The 21,733-nt window shown below is 71.6% G+C and carries 23 protein-coding genes; 14 read left to right on the plus strand and 9 right to left on the minus strand.

Annotated elements, in window-relative coordinates; genetic code table 11:
- Positions 1-41: 41 nt before the first annotated feature.
- Positions 42-221, plus strand: coding sequence for a hypothetical protein (locus tag ACWCQS_RS42175; protein WP_451009447.1), 180 nt, complete (start codon positions 42-44; stop codon positions 219-221).
- Here ACWCQS_RS42175 and ACWCQS_RS42180 read toward each other — a convergent pair.
- Positions 200-1,432, minus strand: a complete 1,233-nt coding sequence (locus ACWCQS_RS42180; protein ID WP_451009427.1) for a cysteine desulfurase — start codon at positions 1,430-1,432, stop codon at positions 200-202. The genes ACWCQS_RS42175 and ACWCQS_RS42180 overlap by 22 nt on opposite strands.
- An 82-nt stretch (positions 1,433-1,514) precedes the next feature.
- On the opposite strand from ACWCQS_RS42180, the gene ACWCQS_RS42185 reads away from it, so the two are divergent.
- The 9 genes from ACWCQS_RS42185 (at position 1,515) to ACWCQS_RS42225 (ending at position 8,706) form a co-directional block, all read left to right on the plus strand.
- Positions 1,515-2,117 carry an ABATE domain-containing protein gene (locus tag ACWCQS_RS42185; protein ID WP_451009428.1) on the plus strand — a complete coding sequence of 201 codons (603 nt, stop codon included), beginning with the start codon at positions 1,515-1,517 and terminating at the stop codon, positions 2,115-2,117.
- A 32-nt stretch (positions 2,118-2,149) separates the two neighbouring features.
- Entirely contained in the window at positions 2,150-2,290 is a 141-nt protein-coding gene (locus ACWCQS_RS42190; protein WP_451009448.1) for a hypothetical protein, read from the plus strand.
- Positions 2,291-2,346: 56 nt separating this feature from the next.
- Complete coding sequence (gene argC, locus ACWCQS_RS42195; RefSeq protein ID WP_451009429.1) at positions 2,347-3,375, plus strand: N-acetyl-gamma-glutamyl-phosphate reductase; 1,029 nt, start codon at positions 2,347-2,349, stop codon at positions 3,373-3,375.
- A gap of 88 nt (positions 3,376-3,463) precedes the next feature.
- Positions 3,464-4,615 (plus strand): bifunctional glutamate N-acetyltransferase/amino-acid acetyltransferase ArgJ, encoded by a 1,152-nt coding sequence (gene argJ, locus ACWCQS_RS42200; RefSeq protein WP_451009430.1) that lies wholly within the window; start codon positions 3,464-3,466, stop codon positions 4,613-4,615.
- On the plus strand, positions 4,612-5,511 hold the full coding sequence (gene argB / locus ACWCQS_RS42205; RefSeq protein WP_451009431.1) for an acetylglutamate kinase: 900 nt from the start codon (positions 4,612-4,614) through the stop codon (positions 5,509-5,511). The genes argJ and argB overlap by 4 nt, the downstream gene beginning before the upstream one ends.
- Positions 5,508-6,713 carry an acetylornithine transaminase gene (locus ACWCQS_RS42210; RefSeq protein ID WP_451009432.1) on the plus strand — a complete coding sequence of 402 codons (1,206 nt, stop codon included), beginning with the start codon at positions 5,508-5,510 and terminating at the stop codon, positions 6,711-6,713. The genes argB and ACWCQS_RS42210 overlap by 4 nt, the downstream gene beginning before the upstream one ends.
- Before the next feature lie 7 nt (positions 6,714-6,720).
- Entirely contained in the window at positions 6,721-7,266 is a 546-nt protein-coding gene (locus ACWCQS_RS42215) for an arginine repressor (RefSeq protein WP_055704023.1), read from the plus strand.
- Positions 7,267-7,364: 98 nt separating this feature from the next.
- Positions 7,365-7,952 (plus strand): RNA polymerase sigma factor, encoded by a 588-nt coding sequence (locus tag ACWCQS_RS42220; protein WP_450982476.1) that lies wholly within the window; start codon positions 7,365-7,367, stop codon positions 7,950-7,952.
- Positions 7,942-8,706: a hypothetical protein gene (locus tag ACWCQS_RS42225; RefSeq protein ID WP_451009433.1), complete on the plus strand. Its 765-nt coding sequence runs from the start codon at positions 7,942-7,944 to the stop codon at positions 8,704-8,706. The genes ACWCQS_RS42220 and ACWCQS_RS42225 overlap by 11 nt, the downstream gene beginning before the upstream one ends.
- A gap of 387 nt (positions 8,707-9,093) precedes the next feature.
- Here the strand turns inward: ACWCQS_RS42225 and ACWCQS_RS42230 are convergent, their stop codons facing one another.
- From ACWCQS_RS42230 to ACWCQS_RS42250, 5 genes are all read right to left on the minus strand, one after another.
- Positions 9,094-9,897: an FAD:protein FMN transferase gene (locus tag ACWCQS_RS42230; protein WP_451009434.1), complete on the minus strand. Its 804-nt coding sequence runs from the start codon at positions 9,895-9,897 to the stop codon at positions 9,094-9,096.
- Positions 9,890-10,744: an FMN-binding protein gene (locus tag ACWCQS_RS42235; RefSeq protein WP_451009435.1), complete on the minus strand. Its 855-nt coding sequence runs from the start codon at positions 10,742-10,744 to the stop codon at positions 9,890-9,892. The genes ACWCQS_RS42230 and ACWCQS_RS42235 overlap by 8 nt, the downstream gene beginning before the upstream one ends.
- Positions 10,745-10,761: 17 nt before the next feature.
- Positions 10,762-12,144, minus strand: a complete 1,383-nt coding sequence (locus ACWCQS_RS42240; protein WP_451009436.1) for a ferredoxin reductase family protein — start codon at positions 12,142-12,144, stop codon at positions 10,762-10,764.
- 73 nt (positions 12,145-12,217) lie between these two features.
- Entirely contained in the window at positions 12,218-12,727 is a 510-nt protein-coding gene (locus tag ACWCQS_RS42245; RefSeq protein WP_451009437.1) for an FMN-binding protein, read from the minus strand.
- 19 nt (positions 12,728-12,746) lie between these two features.
- A complete protein-coding gene (locus ACWCQS_RS42250) occupies positions 12,747-14,099 on the minus strand; it encodes a ferredoxin reductase family protein (RefSeq protein WP_451009438.1) in 1,353 nt (450 codons plus the stop codon).
- Between the two features lie 208 nt (positions 14,100-14,307).
- Between ACWCQS_RS42250 and ACWCQS_RS42255 the strand changes: the two genes are divergently transcribed.
- Together ACWCQS_RS42255 and ACWCQS_RS42260 are read left to right on the plus strand one after the other, a co-directional pair.
- Positions 14,308-15,048: a response regulator transcription factor gene (locus tag ACWCQS_RS42255; RefSeq protein ID WP_451009439.1), complete on the plus strand. Its 741-nt coding sequence runs from the start codon at positions 14,308-14,310 to the stop codon at positions 15,046-15,048.
- Entirely contained in the window at positions 15,045-16,574 is a 1,530-nt protein-coding gene (locus ACWCQS_RS42260; protein ID WP_451009440.1) for a sensor histidine kinase, read from the plus strand. The genes ACWCQS_RS42255 and ACWCQS_RS42260 overlap by 4 nt, the downstream gene beginning before the upstream one ends.
- Here the strand turns inward: ACWCQS_RS42260 and ACWCQS_RS42265 are convergent.
- The 3 genes from ACWCQS_RS42265 to ACWCQS_RS42275 form a co-directional block, all read right to left on the minus strand.
- Positions 16,561-17,265 (minus strand): L,D-transpeptidase family protein, encoded by a 705-nt coding sequence (locus tag ACWCQS_RS42265; protein WP_451009441.1) that lies wholly within the window; start codon positions 17,263-17,265, stop codon positions 16,561-16,563. The genes ACWCQS_RS42260 and ACWCQS_RS42265 overlap by 14 nt on opposite strands.
- A 3-nt stretch (positions 17,266-17,268) precedes the next feature.
- Positions 17,269-17,856, minus strand: a complete 588-nt coding sequence (locus tag ACWCQS_RS42270) for a pyridoxamine 5'-phosphate oxidase family protein (RefSeq protein ID WP_451009442.1) — start codon at positions 17,854-17,856, stop codon at positions 17,269-17,271.
- A 97-nt stretch (positions 17,857-17,953) separates the two neighbouring features.
- A complete protein-coding gene (locus ACWCQS_RS42275) occupies positions 17,954-18,796 on the minus strand; it encodes a hypothetical protein (protein ID WP_451009443.1) in 843 nt (280 codons plus the stop codon).
- Positions 18,797-18,966: 170 nt separating this feature from the next.
- Between ACWCQS_RS42275 and ACWCQS_RS42280 the strand changes: the two genes are divergently transcribed.
- Both ACWCQS_RS42280 and argH read left to right on the plus strand, forming a co-directional pair.
- Positions 18,967-20,163, plus strand: coding sequence for an argininosuccinate synthase (locus tag ACWCQS_RS42280; RefSeq protein WP_451009444.1), 1,197 nt, complete (start codon positions 18,967-18,969; stop codon positions 20,161-20,163).
- A 49-nt stretch (positions 20,164-20,212) separates the two neighbouring features.
- Positions 20,213-21,643, plus strand: coding sequence for an argininosuccinate lyase (argH, locus tag ACWCQS_RS42285; protein ID WP_451009445.1), 1,431 nt, complete (start codon positions 20,213-20,215; stop codon positions 21,641-21,643).
- Positions 21,644-21,733: the final 90 nt, after the last annotated feature.

Genomic DNA, 21,733 nt, shown 5'->3' on the forward strand with positions numbered 1-21,733 from the left:
CTCACACCCCTCCTCTTCCCCTGCGTTCGAAGTATTGACCAGTGCCTGATATTTCGAACCGACAATCCGAGCCCTTCCACCTCACCCACATCGAGGTCGGCGACGAGGAGAACCTGCCCAACGCGTTCTTCGCCCGCTTCACGCAGTGCCGCGCCGCCGTTCAGGCCGAGTACCCGTACATGCCAAGCCCGGTCTGCGATCATCCACCGAAGTACCTCTGAGCCGCGCGGACACCCTCCACCAGCGCGTCCACCTCGGCCGGTGTGTTGTAGACGTAGAAGCTCGCCCGGGTCGTCGCCGGGATGCCGTACCGCTTGACGATCGGCCGGGCGCAGTGATGGCCGACGCGGACGGCCACGCCCCGCTCGTCCAGCACCTGGCCCACGTCGTGCGGGTGGATGCCGTCGACCGTGAAGGAGACCGCCGAGCCCCGGTCCGTGAGCTCGGTGGGGCCGACGATCCGGACGCCGGGCACCTCGGTCAGCAGATCCAGGGCGCGGGCGGTGAGCGTGTCCTCGTACGCCGCCACCTCTGCCATGCCGAGCCGCTCCAGATACTCCACGGCCGCCGCGAGCCCCACCGCCTGCGAGGTCATCGGCACGCCCGCCTCGAAGCGCTGCGGCGGCGGCAGGAAGGTGGTGCGGTCCATCTCCACGATCTCGATCATCGAGCCGCCGGTCAGGAACGGCGGCAGTCCAGCGAGCAGGTCCGCGCGGCCCCACAGCACGCCGACGCCGTTCGGGCCGAGCATCTTGTGCCCGGAGAAGGCGAGGAAGTCCGCGCCCAGCTCCGTCACGTCGACCGGGCGGTGCGGCACGGACTGGGCGCCGTCCACGACCACCAGGGTGCCGAACGCGTGCGCGCGGTCGGCGAGTTCGCGCACCGGGTTGAGGGTGCCGAGCACATTGGACTGGTGGCTGACGGCGAGCACCTTGGTGCGCTCGTCCAGCAGCTCCCCGGCCCGGGACAGATCGAGCCGGCCGTCGTCGGTGAGCCCGAACCAGTCGAGGCTCGCCCCGGTCCGCTCGGCGAGCTGCTGCCAGGGGACCAGATTCGCGTGGTGCTCCATCTCCGTCACCACGATCCGGTCGCCCGGGCCGAGCCGGCCGGCGTTGCCCAGCGCGTAGGCGACGAGGTTGATGCCCTCGGTGGTGTTGCGGGTGAAGACCACCTCGTCGGCGGCGGCGCCGATGAACCGGGCCACCGTCTGCCGGGCCTGCTCGTACGCCTCCGTCGCCTCGCCCGCCAGCTGGTGCGCGCCGCGGTGCACGGCCGCGTTGCGGTGCAGGTAGAAGTCCCGCTCGGCGTCGAGGACCTGGAGCGGTTTCTGGGTGGTGGCGCCGGAGTCCAGGTAGACGAGCGGGGCGCCGCCGTCCAGGGTCCGCTGCAGGATCGGGAAGTCCTTGCGCAGCACGTCCACGTCGAAGGCCACGGCGGCTCACCTCTCACGGTTTCGATTGCGATTCTCCATGAGTCACGCTAAGTCCTCCTCACGGAGAACCGCAAGGATTACCATGAGAGCCGTGGATCACGAGTCGCCCGTCTACCTGCACCAGCTCCCGGTCCCGGGCGAGGACCGGTATGTCTCGCTGGCGCTGGTCAACACGCGTTTCACCGTCAGTCACGGCCAGGTCGACCTGCTCGACGACACCGAGGCGGCACATCTCTGGCTCGTCCGGCACGAGCTGCTGCCCGACCGGGTGGTGATCAACGGCAGGCAGTCCGGCCGGCTGCGCACCCTGCGCGAGGGGTTGCGCGCTCTCTTCGAGGCCCGTGCCGCCGCGGCACTCCCGCCCGCCGACGCCCTCGACACCCTCAACACCGCGCTCGCCGCGGCGCCCGCCACCCCTCGGCTCGCCTGGACCGCCGACGGCCCCCACCGCGCCGACCTCCCCGACACCGGAAACCCGGCCGCCGCCGCGCTCTCCCTGCTCGCGGAGGACGCTGCCGACCTGCTCACCGGCGCCGACGCCGGACAGCTCACCGAGTGCGCCGCCCAGGGCTGTGCCCGCTGGTTCCTGCGCTCGCACGGCGCCCGCCGCTGGTGCACCACCAAGTGCGGCAACCGGGTCCGGGCTGCCCGCGCCTACGCCGCCCGCAAGGCCGGTTCACCTTGAAAACATCCACCGGAAATCACCGAAAGACGGGCATGGAGGCGTGCCGCCGCCGCATCCTGCACGCCGGAAGCCGCGTCGCCCCGCTGCTCGCCTCGGCTGCGGCGATCCCGGTGACCTTCGTGGTGTCCCGCCGGGTGATGCTGTCGAAGCGGATCGCCCAGCCGCCCGCATAGTCGTTGCATAAACCTGCGGCGAAACGTATAGTCATGCCATCACGAGGAGGATGGACATGGCGGTACGTGCGGCGGTTGCCGGGGCGAGCGGATACGCGGGCGGTGAGGTCCTGCGCCTGCTCCTCGCGCACCCCGAGGTCGAGATCGGTGCCCTGACCGGGAACTCCAACGCCGGCCAGCGGCTCGGCACGCTGCAGCCGCATCTGCTGCCCCTGGCCGACCGCGTGCTCACCGAGACCACGGCCGAGGCGCTCGCCGGGCACGACGTCGTCTTCCTCGCGCTGCCGCACGGGCAGTCCGCCGCCGTCGCCGAGCAGCTCGGGCCCGATGTCCTCGTGGTCGACATGGGCGCCGACTTCCGGCTGAAGGACCCGGCCGACTGGGAGAGGTTCTACGGCTCCGCACACGCCGGCACCTGGCCCTACGGCCTCCCTGAACTTCCGGGCGCCCGCGCCGCGCTGGAGGGGTCCAAGCGCATCGCGGTGCCCGGTTGCTACCCCACCGCCGTCACCCTCGCCCTGTTCCCGGCCTACGCCGCCCAGCTCGCCGAGCCGGAGGCGGTGATCGTCGCCGCGTCCGGCACCTCCGGCGCGGGCAAGGCGCCCAAGCCGCATCTGCTCGGCAGCGAGGTCATGGGCTCCATGTCGCCGTACGGCGTCGGCGGCGGCCACCGGCACACCCCCGAGATGATCCAGAACCTCAGCGGGGCGGCGGGGGAGCGGGTCTCGGTCTCCTTCACACCGACGCTCGCCCCGATGCCGCGCGGGATCCTCGCCACGTGCAGCGCGTCCGCGGTCGCGGGCGTGACGGCGGACTCCGTCCGCGCTGCCTATGAGAAGGCCTACGCCGACGAGCCCTTCGTCCATCTGCTGCCCGAGGGCCAGTGGCCCGCGACGGCGTCCGTCTACGGTTCCAACGCCGTTCAGGTGCAGGTCGCATACGACGAGGCCGTGGGCCGCATCATCGCGATCAGCGCCATCGACAACCTGACCAAGGGCACCGCGGGCGGTGCCGTCCAGAGCATGAACATCGCCCTGGGTCTCGCGGAGACCACGGGGCTTTCCACGACGGGAGTCGCTCCGTGAGCGACGCACGTGCAGCCACCGGGCCGCAGACGACGACGAAGCCCGCACCGGCGCGCTGCGCGGGCGGAGAAGCGAACAGGGAGATGCAGTGAGTGTCACGGCAGCCAAGGGATTCACGGCGGCGGGCATCGCCGCCGGGATCAAGGAGAACGGCAACCCCGACCTGGCCCTCGTGGTCAACAACGGGCCGCGCCGTGCCGCCGCGGGCGTCTTCACCTCCAACCGTGTGAAGGCCGCGCCGGTGCTGTGGTCGGAACAGGTCCTCAAGAGCGGCCAGGTCTCAGCCGTCGTCCTCAACTCGGGCGGCGCCAACGCCTGCACCGGCCCCAAGGGCTTCCAGGACACCCACGCGACCGCCGAGAAGGTGGCCGAGGTGCTCGGCCGGGGCGCCATCGAGGTCGCCGTGTGCTCCACCGGACTCATCGGCGTCCTGCTGCCCATGGACAAGCTGCTCCCGGGTGTCGAGACGGCCGCCGCCCAGCTGTCCGAGCACGGCGGCGAGAAGGCCGCCATCGCCATCAAGACCACCGACACCGTCCACAAGACCTCCGTCGTCACCAGGGACGGCTGGACCGTCGGCGGCATGGCCAAGGGCGCCGGCATGCTCGCCCCCGGCCTCGCCACCATGCTGGTCGTCCTCGCCACCGACGCCGACCTCGACAGCGAGACCCTGGACCGGGCCCTGCGCGCCGCCACGAAGGTCACCTTCGACCGGGTCGACTCCGACGGCTGCATGTCCACCAACGACACCGTGCTGCTGCTCGCCTCCGGCGCCTCCGGCATCACCCCGGAGTACGCCGGGTTCGCCGACGCCGTACGGCAGGTGTGCGACGACCTCGGGCAGCAGCTCATCCGGGACGCCGAGGGCGCCAGCAAGGACATCAAGGTCGAGGTGATCAACGCGGCGAGCGAGGAGGACGCCGTCGAGGTGGGCCGCTCCATCGCCCGCAACAACCTCCTCAAGTGCGCGATCCACGGCGAGGACCCCAACTGGGGCCGGGTGCTCTCCGCGATCGGCACCACCTCGGCAGCCTTCGAGCCGGACCAGCTCGACGTGGCCATCAACGGCGTGTGGGTCTGCAAGAACGGCTCCGTCGGCGAGGACCGCGAGAAGGTCGACATGCGCTACCGCGAGGTGCACATCGTCGCCGACCTGGCCGCGGGCACCGAGACCGCGACCATCTGGACCAACGACCTCACCGCCGACTACGTCCACGAGAACAGCGCCTACTCCTCATGAGCACTCGCAAGCACACGGCCCTGCCCAAGGCCCAGATCCTCATCGAGGCGCTGCCCTGGCTGACCCGGCACCACGGCAAGATCGTCGTCATCAAGTTCGGCGGCAACGCCATGGTGAACGAGGAGCTGAAGGCCGCCTTCGCCCAGGACGTCGTCTTCCTGCGGCACGCCGGCCTCAAGCCGGTGGTCGTGCACGGCGGCGGCCCGCAGATCAGCGCCGCCCTCGACCGGCACGGCATCGTCAGCGAGTTCAAGGCGGGCCTGCGCGTCACCACCGAGGACGCCATGGACGTCGTACGGATGGTGCTGGCGGGACAGGTGCAGCGAGAGCTGGTCGGTCTGCTCAACCAGCACGGGCCGCTCGCCGTCGGCCTGACCGGCGAGGACGCGCACACCATCACCGCCACCCGGCACCAGCCCGAGATCGACGGCGAACTCGTCGACATCGGGCGGGTCGGCGAGATCACCGCGATCGACACGGGCGCCATCGAGGCGCTGCTCGCCGACGGCCGTATCCCGGTCGTCTCCTCCATCGCCCGCAGTCAGGACGACGGACATGTCTACAACGTCAATGCTGATACGGCGGCTGCGGCACTCGCTGCGGCACTGGGCGCCGAGACCCTCATGGTCCTCACCGACGTCGAGGGCCTCTACGAGGACTGGCCGAACTCCGACGAGGTGATCAGCCGCCTCACCGCTTCCCAACTGGAGAAGCTGCTGCCGGAGCTGAGCTCCGGCATGGTGCCGAAGATGGAGGGCTGTCTGCACGCCGTGCGCAACGGGGTGCACACCGCCCGCGTCATCGACGGCCGGGTCCAGCACTCGATCCTGCTGGAGATCTTCACCGACGAAGGCATCGGCACGATGGTCGTGCCCGACGAACAGGGGGAGTCATGAGCAACCAGGAGCTGACCCAGCGCTGGCAGGGCGCGCTCATGAACAACTACGGCACCCCCCGCCTGCCCCTCGTACGCGGCGAGGGCGTCAAGGTGTGGGACGCCGAGGGCCGGGAGTACCACGACTTCGTCGGCGGCATCGCCACCAACGCCCTGGGCCACGCCCACCCGGCGATCGTCGAGGCCGTCAGCCGGCAGATCGGACAGCTCGGGCACATCTCCAACTTCTTCCTGGCCGAGCCCACCGTCGCCCTCGCCGAACGGCTGCTCCAGCTCTTCGGCCGGGAGGGCCGCGTCTTCTTCTGCAACTCCGGCGCCGAGGCCAACGAGGCCGCCTTCAAGATCGGCCGGCTCACCGGGCGCACCCACATGGTCGCCGCCACCGGCGGTTTCCACGGCCGGACGATGGGCGCCCTCGCGCTCACCGGCCAGCCGGCCAAGCAGGATCCCTTCCTTCCGCTGCCCGGCGAGGTCACCCACGTGCCCTACGGCGACGCCCAGGCGCTCGCCGCCGCGGTCACGGAGGAGACGGCGCTCGTCATCATCGAGCCGGTCCAGGGCGAGAACGGTGTCGTCGTGCCCCCGGCCGGCTATCTGAAGGCGGCCCGCGCGATCACCGCCGCCACCGGCGCCCTGCTGGTGCTGGACGAGGTGCAGACCGGAATCGGCCGTACCGGGACCTGGTTCGAGTACCAGGCCCACGAGGGCGTCCTGCCCGATGTCGTCACCCTCGCCAAGCAGCTCGGCGGCGGGCTGCCGCTCGGTGCCACCGTGGCCTTCGGCCGGGCCGCCGAACTGCTCCGGCCGGGCCATCACGGTACGACCTTCGGCGGCAACCCGGTCGCCTGCGCCGCCGGACTGGCCGTACTCGACACCATCGCCGACGACGGGCTGCTGGAGAACGTCAAGCGGCAGGGCGAGAAGCTGCGCGAGGGAATCGAGGGTCTCGGCCACCCGTTGATCGATTATGTGCGGGGCGCCGGCCTGCTCCTGGGTATCGTGCTCACCGGGCCGCACGCGCCACAGGTGCAGCAGGCGGCCCAGGAGGCCGGGTTCCTGGTGAACGCGCCCGCCGCCGACGTCGTACGGCTCATGCCGCCGCTGAACATCACGGACGCCGAGGTGGGTGCCTTCCTCCAGGCGCTGCCCGGTGTCCTCGACGCAGCGAACCCAGTGGATGGGGACGGACGATCCGGAGAATAGGACGACGATGAGCCAGGCGCAGGACCACGAGCAGGCGGCGGGTGCCGGACCGGCCGTGCCGCAGACCCGGACCGCGCGGCACCGCCGGATCGTGGACATCCTCAACCGGCAGCCGGTGCGGTCGCAGAGCCAGCTGGCGAAGCTGCTCGCCGACGACGGGCTGAGCGTCACCCAGGCGACGCTCTCCCGGGACCTCGACGAGCTGAACGCGGTGAAGATCCGCAACACCGACGGCGAGCTGATCTACGCGGTGCCGAGCGAGGGCGGATTCCGTACCCCCCGCGCGCCCTTGGGGGAGTCGGCGAAGGAGGAGCGGATGCGGCGGCTCTCCCAGGAGCTGCTGATCTCCGCGGAGGCCTCCGCCAACCTGGTCGTCCTGCGTACCCCGCCGGGGGCCGCCCAGTTCCTCGCCTCGGCCATCGACCAGGCGGAGTTGCACGACATCCTCGGCACGATCGCCGGTGACGACACGCTGCTGCTGATCAGCCGGGACCCGAGCGGCGGCCAGGCCCTGGCGGACCACCTGCTGCGGCTGGCCCAGAACGGTCACTGAGCCCGCATGCGGGGCCCAGCCCGTCGGCGGAGAATGAGAGTGTGATCTTCCGCGGCGGGCGGGCAATCCACTGGCGGCCGTCGGCCGTATACGGGGGTGTGTCGGGTTTCCGGTTCCCCGTGGGCCGCCTCCCGGACGAAGCCCTGCTGGCCGGGCTGGCCTCCGCTGATCCGGAACTCGCGGTGATCTTCGTACGCAGGTTCCAGCACCGGGTCTTCGGGGTCGCCATGGCCGTCACCGGGGATGCGCAACTCGCCGAGGACGTCGCCCAGTTGACGTTCGAGCGCGCGTGGCGGCACGCCCAGATCTACGACTCGCGCCGCGGCTCGGTCACCACCTGGCTGACGACCATCGCGCACAACCTCGCCGTCGACGCCGTCCGGGCCCGGCGGACCGAGCCGATGGCACCCGAGGACCTCGACTCCGTCATCGGCGTCGTCACCGAGACCCCCGAGCAGTGGGCGCTGGCCGACGAGGCCTCCTCCCAACTGCGGGCCGCCGTGGGGCGGCTGCCCCGGGAACAGGCGAGGGCCCTGGTGATGGCCGGCATCTACGGAATGACGGCCCAGCAGATCGCCGACGCGGAGCGCATCCCGCTGGGCACCGCCAAGACACGCATCAGGGCCGCCATGGCGAAGCTGCGCACCACGCTCGCGCCCTTGAAGCGAGGCGACCATGTCCCGTGACGCGAACTGCGACAAGCTCCGGCAGATCGGCGCGGAGCTGGCGCTGGGCGTGCTGCCCGGCCGGGAGCGCGCCGAGGCGGTCGCCCATCTGGACCAGTGCGCGGACTGCCGGGAGTACGTCCGCCAGCTCACCCTGGTCGGCGACCGGCTGATCGGCCTGCTGCCGGACAGCGAGCCGCCGGCCGGGTTCGAGACCCGGGTGGCACGCAGGCTGGCCGAGCAGGCCTCGGCGCCCGAGGCCTCCGCGGGCGCCGCCGGCCGTGCGTCCCGGGACCTGCGCGGGCGTGCCCGGCGGGCCCGGCTGCGGCTCGCGGCCGTCGCCACCGCGCTCACCGTCGCCATCGGCTTCGCCGGCTGGGGGATCGGCACCGCCATCGAGGAGGTCGTCGCCTCGACCGCGCCCGCCACCGAGTCCGAGCCCATGCTGGTCGGCGACATGACCTCGGCCACCAGCGGCGGCAAGGTCGGCGAGGTCTACGTCCATCCCGAGACCCCCGGCTGGATCTTCGTGTCCGTCGAATCCGCCGGCTCCCGCGGCTCGTACACCGGCAAGGTCACCTGTCTGCTGGAACACTCCGACGGCACCACCGTAAGGGTCGGCGACTTCCCCCTGATCGCCGGACACGGCGAGTGGGGCGTGGCCGCGCCCGGCGACCTCTCGACCCTCTCCGGCGCCCGGCTGACGACCCTCGGCGGCACCGTCCTCGCCACGGCCCACCTGGAGATGGGGCACATGGTGCAACCGCTGGTGTGAACTGGGGCAGGTCATCGGCGGTGCGCGAGTCTCAGGGGCGCCGCGGCAGGGTCCCCTCCAGGGCCGAGGCCGGCTCGTCGACCGTGAGCCGCCGAGCCGGGCCGGCTCCGGTAGGGCGTCGACGGCGGCGGCGAGCGCGGTCGGCAGCCGCTTCCGGTCCGCGGTCGGCGGGGCCGCCTCCTCGGTCCGCGGACACTGGTCGCTCGCGCCGTCGCCGTGTGTCGTCGGGCTCGTCCACGGTCTCCCCACGGTCGAAGGGGACGTCACCGCACGCGACCTCGTACCGCGTGACGCTGATGACCCCGACCTCGTCTCCGTGGTGGCTGTGACGGTGGTCCTCGGCGGCGCCGCATGCTCCCGTCGTCGTGCCGTGAGGGAGGAAGCCGGTCAGCCCAGCCGCGCAGCCAGCCCCCCGGTGCACCGCACCTCGTCGCCGGCGGTGATCAGCAGCCCCTCCACGTCCGGCAGCGACTCCAGCCACGCCAGCCCCGCCCGGGAGCCCATCGCGAAGGCCGCCGTGGCCCAGCAGTCGACCCAGGTCAGACGGGGACCGACCACGGTCACGGCCACCAGGTCCGACACCGCGGACTTTCCGGTGCGCGGATCCACGATGTGCGCGCCCCGCTCGGCGGTGCCCGAGGTCGCCACCGACAGTTCGGCCACGCCCGCCGCCGAGATCACCGCCGCCAGACCACCCGGCCGAAGCGGATCCGCCACCCCCACCCGCCAGGGCCGCTGCGGCTCCGGCGAGCCGAGGAGCTGGACGTCCCCGCCGCCGTTGACGCTCACGCCGCGCACCCCGGCCACCTGCGCGAGCAGCCGCGCGGCCCGCTCGGCGGCCCAGCCCTTGACGATGCCCGTCGGATCCAGCGAGCCCTGGTAGCGCGTGCTGAACCAGCCCTCGCTCACCCGTTCCGCCTCGGCCGCGAGGTCCAGCACCTCGGCCACCTCCGGCGCGCACTCCGCCACGGTCAGCTCACCCCGGGCCAGCCGTGAGATCTCGCTGTCCTCGCGGTAGGTGCTGAACACCGCGTCCGCCCGGTGCAGACCGGCGACGGCTTCGGCCAGCGCCTCGCGCACCGCACCGGGTTCCCCGCCGCGGACGTCGAGGGAGAAGACGGTCCCCATGACCTCCTCCGCATGACGCACCGCGGCGGGAGCTTCGGCCGACTCGGCCACCGTGTCAGCCACCGGCCTGGTCCAGCGCCGACTGGAGCGACTGCTTGTAGCCGGTGCTGGTGTAGGTGGCGCCGGAGACGGCGTCGATGTTCGCGTTGCCGGCCGTGACGGCCTCCTGGTTCAGCTTGGGGACCGCCAACGCGGTCTTCTGGTCGCTGAGTCCGCCCTTGGGTGCCTGGACGGCCTCGGCCTTGGTGATCTTGCCACCGCTGACCGTGATCCGCACCTGGACCGGGCCGTACTGCGTCTGCGCGACCTTCCCGGTGACCGTGCGGGCCTGCGCCGCACCGGAGGAACCGGAGGCCCCGGAACCGGAGGAACCGGAGGCCCCGGAACCGGAGGAACCGGAGGCCCCGGAACCGGAGGAGCCCGAGGCCCCGGAACCGGAGGAGGCGGCCGACTTCATCTTGTCCAGCGCCGACTGCAGCGACTTCTTGTAGCCGTTGCTCGTGTACGTCGCCCCGGACACCGCGTCGATCTGCGCGCTCTGCGCCGCGACGGCCTCCTGGTTGAGCTTGGGGACGGCCAGCGCCGTCTTCTGATCGCTGAGTCCGCCCTTGGGCGCCTGCACCGCCTCGGCCTTGGTGATCTTGCCGCCCGCGACGGCCAGCCGTACCTGCACGGTTCCGTACTGCGTCTGCGTCGCGTCACCGGTCACCGTGCCGGTGGCAGCCTGGGCGCTGCCCTGCTGACCGCCCTGCACAGACGCCTGCCCCGCCGCCGTCTGCTGGGGGGCGGCGCCCGCCGCCGACGCCGCGGCCGGGTCGGACGCCGGCTTCAGCGACAGCAGCAGCACGACACCGGAGACGGTCGCGGCGGTGGCCAGCACGACCCGTCGAATGGGGTGGCTCTTCCTCATCTGTCCGTAGCTCCCGCTCACATCTCGAAGGACTCGTGATGGATGCGGCGGGCGGGGACCCCCGCGCCGCGCAGTGCCTCGTACACCGACTGCGCGAACCCGGCCGGGCCGCACATGAACACGTCGTGCCGGTCGATGTCCGGGATCTTCCGCTGGAGGTTCTCCGCGGAGATGTCCGGCCGCTCCCCGTCGGGGCTGTTCACCGCGTACATCAGCCGGGCGCCCCGCTCGTCGGCGATCTTCGCCAGCTCGTCCCACAGCGCCAAGTCCTGGGTGCTGTTGGCCCGGTAGAGCAGGGTGATGTCACCGGCCGCCCCGGGCAGCGTCTCGAACAGCGCCCGCATCGGGGTGATGCCGACGCCGCCCGCGACCAGCAGCACCTTGCCCTGGCTGCGGCGCTGCGCGGTGAGCGCGCCGTACGGGCCCTCGGCCCACACCCGGGTGCCGGGCGTCAGCTCGCGCAGCCGCTCGCTGTGGTCGCCGATCGCCTTCACCGTGATCCGCAGCATGTCCGGGCGGGGCGCCGCCGACAGCGAGTACGGGTGCGAGCTGAACCGCATGCCCGGAGCGAGGAAGCGCCAGCGGAAGAACTGGCCCGCCTCCGCGCCCATCCGGTGCAGCCTCCGCCCGCCGATCAGCACCGACACGACGCCCGGCGTCTCCTCGATGACCGCCTCCACACGCATCCGGTGCCGGAGGTTCAGCCGGATCGGGGTGAGGATCCGGTACCAGAGCACGAGCGCGGTGACCACGCCGTACAGGCCGTACCAGAAGGTCTTCGCCATGGGCTCGACCGCGAAGTCGTTTCCGGTGGTGATCTGGTGCCAGAAGGTCAGGAACACCGCCGCGTACGTCATCAGGTGCACGTGGTACCAGGTGTCGTACGGCAAGCGGCGGCGGATCCCGCCGATCGAGGTCAGCCCGATCAGCACGAACAGGCCGGTGCCGATGGCCGCCTTGCCCAGGTCGGGCAGCTGGTTGATGGAGTCGATGGTCTGCTGGACGATGTCGCCCAGCGACTTGCCCGCCTGCAGCGCGTACCCCCACATGGTGAGGAAGACGTGCGCCACGATCAGGCAGAGCGTGTAGCGGCCGCTCATCGCGTGCCAGCGGGCCACCCGGTCCGAGCCGACGCGCCGCTCCAGCGCCGGCACGCGCGCCATCTGCAGCACGACCAGCGCCATCAGATAGCCGGCCAACAGGCCCGTGATCCGGCCCGCGTTGAGGATCTTGCCGTTGTCGTCGGCGATGGACGGGGTGTTGTGCCACCAGAGCCACAGCACGCCCGCCGCGCCCGCCCAGACGGCGAGCAGCAGCGGTACGGCCGGGGAGCGGCGCGGGCGGATGCGGCGCATCGTCTGGCGGCGGGCGGCACGTCCGCCTGCGAGCGTGGTGGTCACGGTTCCTCCGTGGGGACTTGACCCTTGGCCCACAGATACGTGCCGCATGCGCCGAGTGTTCAGCGGCCCCGCGTCACAGTCCCGCCGAGTCCAGCGCGGACTGCAGGGACTGCTTGTAGCCGGTGCTGGTGTACGTGGCGCCCGACACCATGTCGATGTCCGCGCTCTGCGCGGCCAGCGCCTCACGCCGCAGCTGGGGCAGGGCGTAGCTGTTGATCTCCTGGTCGCGCGGGTTGTCCTGCGGGTACTGCACGGCCGTCACGTCCGTCAGCTTCCCGCTCTTGATCGTGACCCGCACCTGGACCGGACCCCAGCGGGTCTGGACGGTGTCCCCGGTGGCGGTCTTGCTGACCTTCTTACCCGAGGTGGAGCCGCTGGAGGAGCCGCTCGATCCGCCCGACGATCCGCCCGATCCGCTCGACGGGGCCGAACTGCTCGACGCCGTGGGCGACTTGGTGTCGGCGGTGGTCAGCACGGGACTCGTGTGCGGCTTCAGCGACAGCAGCAGCACCATCCCGGAGACGGTCGCGGCACTGGCCAGCACGATCCGGCGGAGCGGGCGGTTCTTCTTCAGGGCATGCACGTGATCGGCCTCTCAGCTCTCACAGCTCGAAGGACTCGTGGTGGATACGGCGGTCCGGGACCCCGGCGGCCCGCAGCGCCTCGTACACGTCCTGCGCGAAGCCGTGCGGCCCGCAGATGTAGACGTCGTGGCCGGCGAGGCCCGGGAAGGTCGCGCGCAGCGACTCCGCCGTGATGGCCGGGCGCTCGCCCTGCGGACCGTTCAGCGCGTACCGCACCTGGGCGCCGCGCCACCGGGCGATCGCCTCCAGCTCCGCGCCGAGCGCCAGGTCCTCGGCGCGGCGCGCCCGGTACAGCAGGGTGACCTCGCCGGGCAGCGTCTCGAACAGCGCCCGCAGCGGGGTGACGCCGACGCCGGCCGCGATCAGCAGGGAGTGGTGGCTGGTGGCCCGGTCGGCGGTCAGCGAGCCGTACGGGCCCTCCGCCCACACCCGGGTGCCGGGCCGCAGCGTCGCGACGGCCGCGCTGTGGTCGCCGAGCGCCTTGACCGTGACGCGCAGCAGATCCGGGCGCGGCGGCGCCGACAGGGAGTACGGCGTCGAGGTCCAGCGCAGGCCCTCGCCGAGGAACCGCCAGCGGAAGAACTGCCCGGGCCGCGCCCCCAGTTCGTCCAGGTGCCGACCGCGTACGACGACCGAGTACACACCCGGCGCCTCCAGGTGAACCGAGTCCACACGCAGCTGGTGGCGCCGGTTGAGGCGGACCGGGGCGAGGATGCGGAACCACAGCACCAGGGCGGCGACGCCCAGGTACAGCGCGTACCAGACGGCGGTCGCCACCGGCTTGCCGTTGAACTCGTTCCCCAGCGTCAGCTGGTGGAAAAAGGCCAGGAAGACGGCCGCGTACGTCAGCAGGTGGATGTAGTACCAGAACTCGTGGCTGGTGCGGCGGCGCACGGCCCGGGCCGAGGTGATGCCGACCGCGAAGAGGATCACCGTGCCGGCGGTGGCCTTGAGCATGTCCGGGTAGTCCAGGACGACGGTCACCGCCTCGTGCCAGAGCGAGGCCCTGTCCTGGGCGGCGTACCCGGAGAGGATCAGCACGATGTGCGCCACGAGCAGACAGACCGTGTACCGGCCGGCCATCGCGTGCCAGCGCGCCACCCGGTCCGAGCCGATCCGCCTCTCCAGCAGCGGCACCCGCGCCATCAGGCCGACGAGCACCGCGCAGGCGTACCCGCACAGCAGCCCGGCGATCCGGCCCGCGCCGGTCAGCCAGCCGGCCGTACCGACCACGGACCCGGTGTCCGCCCACCAGAGCGCGACCACTGCCGCCGCCCCGGCCCACAGCACGGCCAGCACGGGCCCCGCGGGGGAGCGCCGTGCGGTCAGGGGCACGGGCGGGGCCGCCCGCCGTGCATCCACGGTGGTCATCAATCGCCGTCCCTTCGTCCGTCGTACCGGGCCACTGTGCGGCGGAAAGTTCTGAGGGTCCTCTGAGCGAGGCGCTGAACAGGGCTTTTGAGAGCAGACTCAGAGCCGGTTCTCAGACCGCGTTCAGCGGACCTCAGGGTTCTCAGAGAAAACTCAGAGCGGTGGCGGTGCCTCGCACTCCTCCCCATGGGTGATGCTGGAAGGCGCGATGAACACCACCCGTTCCGGCCGCCCGGCCCTCACCCGACCCGACGGCACCCCGCTGCGCGTCCTCGTCGTCGACGACGACCCCGACCTCGCGGAGGTGCTCACCGGCGCCCTGCGCTACGAGGGCTGGGAGGTGCGCGCGGCCGGTGACGGCGCCTCCGCTGTCGCCGGGGCGCGCGAGCTGCTGCCCGACGCCGTCGTCCTGGATGTGATGCTCCCGGACACCGACGGCTTCACCGTGCTGCGCCGGCTGCACGAGGTGAAGCCGGACGTCTGTGTGCTGTTCCTCACGGCCCGGGACGCGGTCGAGGACCGGATCGCCGGCATCACCGCGGGCGGCGACGACTATGTCACCAAGCCCTTCAGCCTGGAGGAGGTCGTGGCCCGGCTGCGCGGCCTGCTGCGCCGTGCCGGCATGGCCCGCCAGCAGGAGGAGGGACCACGGCTGACGGTCGGCGACCTGGTGATGGACGAGGAGGCCCGCGAGGTCACCCGGGGCGGCGAGCTGATCGAGCTCTCACCCACCGAGTTCGAGCTCCTCCGCTTCCTCATGCGCAACCCGCGCCGGGTGCTCAGCAAGGCGCAGATCCTCGACCGGGTGTGGTCCTACGACTTCGGCGGCCGCGCCCATGTCGTGGAGCTGTACATCTCCTACCTGCGCAAGAAGGTCGACGCGGGCCGCGAGCCCATGATCCACACCGTGCGCGGGGCGGGCTATGTCCTGAAACCGGCGGCCAGGTGAGCCGCCTCGGCCTGCGCGGTGCCCTGGCCCGGCTGCCCCGGCCCCGCACCCTGCGCGCCCGGCTGACCGCCGGCCTGGTCGTGCTGCTCGCGATCGGCTGCGCCGCGGTCGGCGTGGCCGCCGTCGTCGAGCTGAACGGCTTTCTCACCCGTCGGCTCGACCAGCAGATCCAGCAGGCCGGAGCGGCCTTCCCGCAGAGCCTGGAGCACGGCACATACCAGCCCTCGAAGCCCTCGGACCGGGACGGCGACGAGCACGGCGACACCCGACGCCAGGCCGCCGAGACGTTCGGCGCCCGCCTGGTGAACGGCCGGGTCACCAACGCGGCGGTGGTGCCCGCCAACGACCGGCAGAACCCCGACATCACCCTGACCGCCGCGGACCGCGCGGCCCTGGCCGGGCTGCCGGTGGACGGCCGGGGCCACACCGTGTGCCTGTCGCACCTGCACGACTACCGCCTGATCGCGTGGCCGGGGAAGGACGGCGACGTCCTGGTGACGGGCCTGCCGACGGAGCCGGTACGGGCCGCCGTCACCCGCCTCGAACTGGTCGCCGTGGTCGTCCTCGGCCTGGCCCTGATCGCCGCCGGGGTCGCCGGGGCGCTGTGGGTCCGCTGGTCGCTGCGCCCGCTGAGCCGGGTCGCGGCGACCGCCACCCGGGTCAGCGAGCTGCCCCTGGCCAGTGGTGAGGTGGCGCTGCCGCCGCGCGCCCCGGACAGCGACCCGCGCAGCGAGGTCGGCCGGGTCGCGGCGGCGTTCAACCGCATGCTCCGGCACGTCGAGGACGCCCTGACCAAACGGCATGCCAGCGAGGAACGGCTGCGTCGCTTCGCGGCCGACGCCAGCCACGAGCTGCGCACCCCGGTCGCCTCGGTCCGCGGCCATGCCGAGCTGGCGCTCCTCCACCCCGGCCCGGTGCCGCCGGAGGTCACCCGTGCCCTGCAGCGCATCAAGGCCGAGTCGGCCCGCATGGGCGAGATGGTGGACGACCTGCTCCTGCTGGCCCGCCTGGACGCGGGCCGCCCGCTGGAGAGCCGCCCGGTGGACCTGACCCACCTGGTCCTGGACGCGGTCACCGACGCCCGCGCCGCGGGCCCCGGCCACCGCTGGTCCCTGGACCTCCCTGAGGACCCGGTGACGATCCCGGGCGACGCCCACCGCCTCCACCAGGTGATGGCCAACCTGTTGGCCAACGCACGTCTGCACACACCCGTCGGCACCAAGGTGACGGTGACGCTGGAAACCGACCCGGACTCGGCAGTCCTCTCGGTCCACGACAACGGCCCCGGTGTCCCCGGGGAGGTCCAGCCAGGCGTCTTCGAACGCTTCACGAGAGCAGACCACCGCCGCCGCACGGATGCCTCCGGCGGCGGAGCGGGCCTGGGCCTGTCGATCGTGGCGGCGGTGGTGGAGGCGCACGGGGGGAGTGTGGCGCTGGACAGCGCCCCGGGCTCCACGACATTCAGGGTGCGCCTGCCGGCTCAAGGGGCGCGAGGAACCGGGCACGGCACGGTCAGTACCGGGTGACCGCGGTGGCTCCGCTCGCCGTCCCGATGGCGACATGGGGCCGCTTCCCGGGGTCCGCCCACCGCAGGATCCGCCGCATGGCCTCTTCCGGCACCGACACGCAACCAGCGGTCGCCGCGGGCCCGTTGACATGCAGAAAGATCCCGGCACCCCGCTTCCGCACGGGACGGCCGTAGTTGAAGCCGATGACGAGTCCGTACGCGTACTGGGTGCGGTACGTGATCAGGTGCTCGGACTCGGAGGCGCGGCAGTCGGTGGGCAGCGGGTCCACCCAACGGTTGTACGACGCCGAGTCATTGTCCTGGCACCACCAGGAACTCTCCTTCACCGCCCGGTACTCGACGCTCGTCCCGCTCGGCGCCGGCTTGATCCCGAAGCCGAAGGGAAGGCCGTAGAGCCCGGTCGGGGTCGTGTTCGTGCCTTGCTTCCGCTTGGCGCCCTCCATCAGCCCGTTCGCCCCGAACCGCGCCGGTGCCGAGCCCGCCTGCACCCACTGCCCGTCCCGCAGGTCCCACCAGGTGACCGTCCCCGACGTCGAGTCCGCGCCGGGCGCCTGGGCGGTGATCAGCTGGCTGCCGCCTCCGGTGTCCGCCATCCGCGCGGGCAGCGGCACGGATTCGGGACCCGGTGCGAGGCCGAGCAGGGTGAGCGAGGAGGCGGACACGAGGGCGAGCACGACACCGGGGCGCATGGCTCAGACGGTAGACGGCGGAAGCGGCAACGGCAGCCCGGGTAGTCCGTCCAGGCTCGTCGCGACGTGCTCCTTCTTCTCGAAGTATGCGCTGAGCGAGGCGTCGTCCTCCCGCGCGAAACGCTTTCCGTGCAGGTCGCGGTCGCTCTCGTACGCCATGTAGGGGACGGCGTACCCGCAGGTGTCCCGGACCAGTTCCGCGCGGACGACGATGATCGCGCGCAGTCCGTGCGGGTTCGGGTCGATGCCGGGGAAGTGGGAGAGGAGCTCCTTGAAGCGCGGGTCGTCCCGGAAGACCGGCTCGCCCCGGCCGTGCACCCGCACGATGTTCGGCGGGCCCTGGAAGGCGCACCACATCAGGGTGATCCGGCCGTTCTCCCTGAGGTGCGCGATGGTCTCGGCGTTGGACCCCGCGAAGTCCAGGTAGGCCACGGTCAGTTCGTCGAGCACGGCGAAGGAGCCCTTGAGGCCCTTGGGGGAGAGGTTGACCATGCCGTCGCCGGCCAGCGGGGCGGTCGCGGTGAAGAAGAGGGGTTGCTCCTCGATGAACGTACGGAGCCTGCCGTCGATGCGCTCGTAGGTCTTTCCCATGTCCAGCGATTATCGACGGAACTCGTTCGGCTGTCTAAGGAATTGCCGTGGCCGCCCCGGCCGGCGCTCGTCGGGGCGGCCACGGCCGCCTGTCACGTCACTTGGTGAGCGTGCAGGTGGCCAGTGAGTCCAGCCCGGTGGGCTTGGTGGTGGTGCGGCCGATGGCGATGGCGATGCGGTCGATGGTGGAGGCGCGCTTGTCCTTGAGGGGTCCGAGGATGGCGTTGTTGACGAAGTTGGGTCCGCCTTGGCCGACGGTTGTCTGCAGACGCTTGTCGGCTTCCTGGATCTGGGTCTGGAGGAGGGCGAGGTTGCGGTCGACCTCGGCCTTGGCGGAGGCGGGGACGGCCGGGAGCTTGGAGGCGACGTCCGGGCAGGTGATCGTGCCGGCTTTGGTGCTGCCGCCGGCTGTCGTACTCGCGCCGGTGCCGGACTGCCGGGTCGCGGCCGTGCTCGGTGCGGCGGCACCGGTTGCCGCGCTCCCGCTCCCGCTCGCGTTCAGGGTGCAGGTGGCCAGTGAGTCCAGTCCGGTGGGCTTGGTGGTGGTGCGGCCGATGGCGATGGCGATGCGGTCGATGGTGGAGGCGCGCTTGTCCTTGAGGGGTCCGAGGATGGCGTTGTTGACGAAGTTGGGTCCGCCTTGGCCGACGGTTGTCTGCAGACGCTTGTCGGCTTCCTGGATCTGGGTCTGGAGGAGGGCGAGGTTGCGGTCGACCTCGGCCTTGGCGGAGGCGGGGACGGCCGGGAGCTTGGAGGCGACGTCCGGGCAGGTGATCGTGCCAGGGCTGGCGAGGGTGCGGGCGTTCGCGGCGCCGTCGCTCTTCGCCGGCGTCCCGGCCAGCGCCGATGTGGCGATCACCGCACCGGAGAGCACCACCGCGGCCGCACTGCCGATGAGCGCCACGCGTCGCTTGTTGTACTTCGGAAGAGCCCTGGACATAGGAATGCCTCACTCGGTCGGGAAGTGTCCTGAGTTACCAACGCGGCGCCTGCGTTCGCAGAGGAGTACGGGAAAGCGATTTCCCCCGTTCAAAGCCTCCCGTGATTGACGAATCATGCATCACTCTGCATACTCATGCATGACAGCAAGTGCAGTGTGAGGAGAAACCCGTGACCGAGCGCGTCGTACTCGCCTATTCGGGCGGTCTGGACACCTCCGTCGCCATCGGCTGGATCGCCGAGGAGACGGGCGCCGAGGTCATCGCCGTCGCGGTGGACGTGGGCCAGGGCGGCGAGGACCTGGACGTCATCCGCAAGCGCGCCCTCGCCTGCGGTGCGGTCGAGGCCGAAGTGGCCGACGCCAAGGACGAGTTCGCCGAGGAGTACTGCCTCCCTGCGATCAAGGCCAACGCCCTCTACATGGACCGCTACCCGCTGGTCTCCGCCCTGTCCCGGCCGACGATCGTCAAGCACCTGGTCGCCGCCGCCAAGAAGCACGGCGCCACGACCGTCGCCCACGGCTGCACCGGCAAGGGCAACGACCAGGTCCGCTTCGAGGCCGGCATCGTCGCCCTTGCCCCCGACCTGAAGTGCATCGCCCCGGTCCGCGACTACGCGATGACCCGGGACAAGGCCATCGCCTTCTGCGAGGCCAAGCAGCTCCCGATCGCCACCACCAAGAAGTCGCCGTACTCCATCGACCAGAACGTCTTCGGGCGCGCGGTCGAGACGGGCTTCCTCGAGGACATCTGGAACGCCCCGATCGAGGACATCTACGAGTACACCGCCGACCCGGCGGAGCCCCGCGAGGCCGACGAGGTGATCATCAGCTTCGAGGCGGGCGTCCCGGTCGCCGTCGACGGCAGGCCCGTCACCGTCCTCCAGGCGATCCAGCAGCTCAACGCGCGCGCCGGCGCCCAGGGCATCGGCCGGATCGACATGGTCGAGGACCGCCTCGTCGGCATCAAGTCCCGCGAGGTGTACGAGGCTCCCGGCGCGATCGCCCTGATCACCGCCCACCAGGAGCTGGAGAACGTCACTGTCGAGCGCGAACTCGCCCGCTACAAGCGGCAGGTCGAGCAGTGCTGGGGCGAACTCGTCTACGACGGCCAGTGGTTCTCCCCGCTCAAGCGCGCCCTGGACGGCTTCGTCAACGAGGCCAACGAGCACGTGACCGGCGACATCCGCATGACCCTGCACGGCGGCCGCGCGGTCGTCACCGGACGGCGCTCGGCCGAGTCCCTGTACGACTTCGACCTGGCGACCTACGACACGGGCGACACCTTCGACCAGTCCGCCGCCAAGGGCTTCATCGACATCTACAGCCTGTCGTCGAAGATCGCCGCCCGGCGCGATCTGCAGGCATAGCCTGACGCACACCTCGCGTAACCGACCCACCTCTCTAGGAGCAGCGCAAGTGAGCAGCAACAGCGGTGACGTACGGCTCTGGGGCGGCCGTTTCGCCGACGGTCCCGCCGAGGCCCTGGCGAAGCTGTCCGCGTCCGTCCACTTCGACTGGCGGCTCGCGCCCTACGACATCGCCGGTTCGCGTGCCCACGCGCGCGTGCTGCACAAGGCCGGTCTCCTCACCGAGGACGAGCTGCAGCGCATGATCGCCGGGCTGGACCGGCTGGAGGCCGACGTGGCCTCCGGCGCCTTCGTCGGCACCATCGCGGACGAGGACGTGCACACCGCCCTGGAGCGCGGCCTCCTGGAGCGCCTCGGCCCGGACCTGGGCGGCAAGCTGCGCGCGGGCCGCTCCCGCAACGACCAGGTCGCCACCCTCTTCCGCATGTACCTGCGCGACCAAGCCCGCACCATCGGCGGCCTGATCGCCGACCTCCAGGACGCCCTGATCGGCCTCGCCGAGGCCCACCCGGACGTCGCAATGCCCGGCCGCACCCACCTCCAGCACGCCCAGCCGGTGCTCTTCGCCCACCACGTCCTGGCGCATGTCCAGTCCCTGTCCCGGGACGCCGAGCGGCTGCGCCAGTGGGACGAGCGCACGGCGGTGTCGCCGTACGGCTCGGGCGCCCTCGCGGGCAGCAGCCTCGGCCTGGACCCGGAGGCGGTCGCCCGGGACCTCGGCTTCGAGCACGGCAGCGTCGGCAACTCCATCGACGGCACGGCCTCCCGTGACTTCGTGGCGGAGTTCGCCTTCATCACCGCGATGATCGGGGTGAACCTCTCCCGGATCGCGGAGGAGATCATCATCTGGAACACGAAGGAGTTCTCCTTCGTGACCCTGCACGACGCGTTCTCCACGGGCTCGTCGATCATGCCGCAGAAGAAGAACCCGGACATCGCGGAGCTGGCGCGCGGCAAGAGCGGCCGCCTGATCGGCAACCTGACGGGTCTGATGGCGACGTTGAAGGCCCTGCCCCTCGCCTACAACCGCGACCTCCAGGAGGACAAGGAGCCGGTCTTCGACTCCTGCGACCAGCTGGAGGTCCTGCTCCCCGCCTTCACCGGCATGATCGCCACCCTCACGGTCAACCGCGAGCGCATGGAGGAACTGGCCCCGGCCGGCTTCTCGCTCGCCACCGACATCGCCGAGTGGCTGGTCAAGCAGGGCGTGCCGTTCCGCGTCGCCCACGAGGTCGCCGGCGAGTGCGTGAAGGCGGCCGAGGCCGAGGACAAGGAACTCGACGAGCTGACCGACGAACAGTTCGCGAAGATCTCCGCCCACCTGACCCCTGAGGTCCGGACGGTCCTGAACGTCCCGGGCGCGCTCGCGTCCCGCAACGGCAGGGGCGGTACGGCACCGAGCGCGGTCGCCGTCCAGCTGTCGGAGGTCAAGGCCGACGTGGCGGCACAACACGAGTGGGCGACGGCCAGGACGGCCTAGAGGCCCTGTCGTCAAATTCCCGCCTGCTCGGCGACGCCTGGCACGCACGCTCGCCGCGTTGCCGAACCGCCCACGTGGCTCCGCCACGAG

The sequence above is a fragment of the Streptomyces sp. NPDC002076 genome (assembly GCF_053593835.1).

What these genes read in the sequence shown, in the direction of transcription:
- ACWCQS_RS42265 (WP_451009441.1), bottom strand. Translation starts at nt 17,265, where the DNA reads ATGCGCCCCGGTGTCGTGCTCGCCCTCGTGTCCGCCTCCTCGCTCACC.
- argB (WP_451009431.1), top strand. Translation starts at nt 4,612, where the DNA reads ATGAGCACTCGCAAGCACACGGCCCTGCCCAAGGCCCAGATCCTCATC.
- ACWCQS_RS42250 (WP_451009438.1), bottom strand. Translation starts at nt 14,099, where the DNA reads ATGACCACCGTGGATGCACGGCGGGCGGCCCCGCCCGTGCCCCTGACC.
- argC (WP_451009429.1), top strand. Translation starts at nt 2,347, where the DNA reads ATGGCGGTACGTGCGGCGGTTGCCGGGGCGAGCGGATACGCGGGCGGT.
- ACWCQS_RS42270 (WP_451009442.1), bottom strand. Translation starts at nt 17,856, where the DNA reads ATGGGAAAGACCTACGAGCGCATCGACGGCAGGCTCCGTACGTTCATC.
- ACWCQS_RS42255 (WP_451009439.1), top strand. Translation starts at nt 14,308, where the DNA reads ATGAACACCACCCGTTCCGGCCGCCCGGCCCTCACCCGACCCGACGGC.
- ACWCQS_RS42210 (WP_451009432.1), top strand. Translation starts at nt 5,508, where the DNA reads ATGAGCAACCAGGAGCTGACCCAGCGCTGGCAGGGCGCGCTCATGAAC.
- ACWCQS_RS42185 (WP_451009428.1), top strand. Translation starts at nt 1,515, where the DNA reads ATGAGAGCCGTGGATCACGAGTCGCCCGTCTACCTGCACCAGCTCCCG.
- ACWCQS_RS42235 (WP_451009435.1), bottom strand. Translation starts at nt 10,744, where the DNA reads ATGAGGAAGAGCCACCCCATTCGACGGGTCGTGCTGGCCACCGCCGCG.
- ACWCQS_RS42275 (WP_451009443.1), bottom strand. Translation starts at nt 18,796, where the DNA reads ATGTCCAGGGCTCTTCCGAAGTACAACAAGCGACGCGTGGCGCTCATC.
- ACWCQS_RS42225 (WP_451009433.1), top strand. Translation starts at nt 7,942, where the DNA reads ATGTCCCGTGACGCGAACTGCGACAAGCTCCGGCAGATCGGCGCGGAG.
- ACWCQS_RS42190 (WP_451009448.1), top strand. Translation starts at nt 2,150, where the DNA reads ATGGAGGCGTGCCGCCGCCGCATCCTGCACGCCGGAAGCCGCGTCGCC.
- ACWCQS_RS42215 (WP_055704023.1), top strand. Translation starts at nt 6,721, where the DNA reads ATGAGCCAGGCGCAGGACCACGAGCAGGCGGCGGGTGCCGGACCGGCC.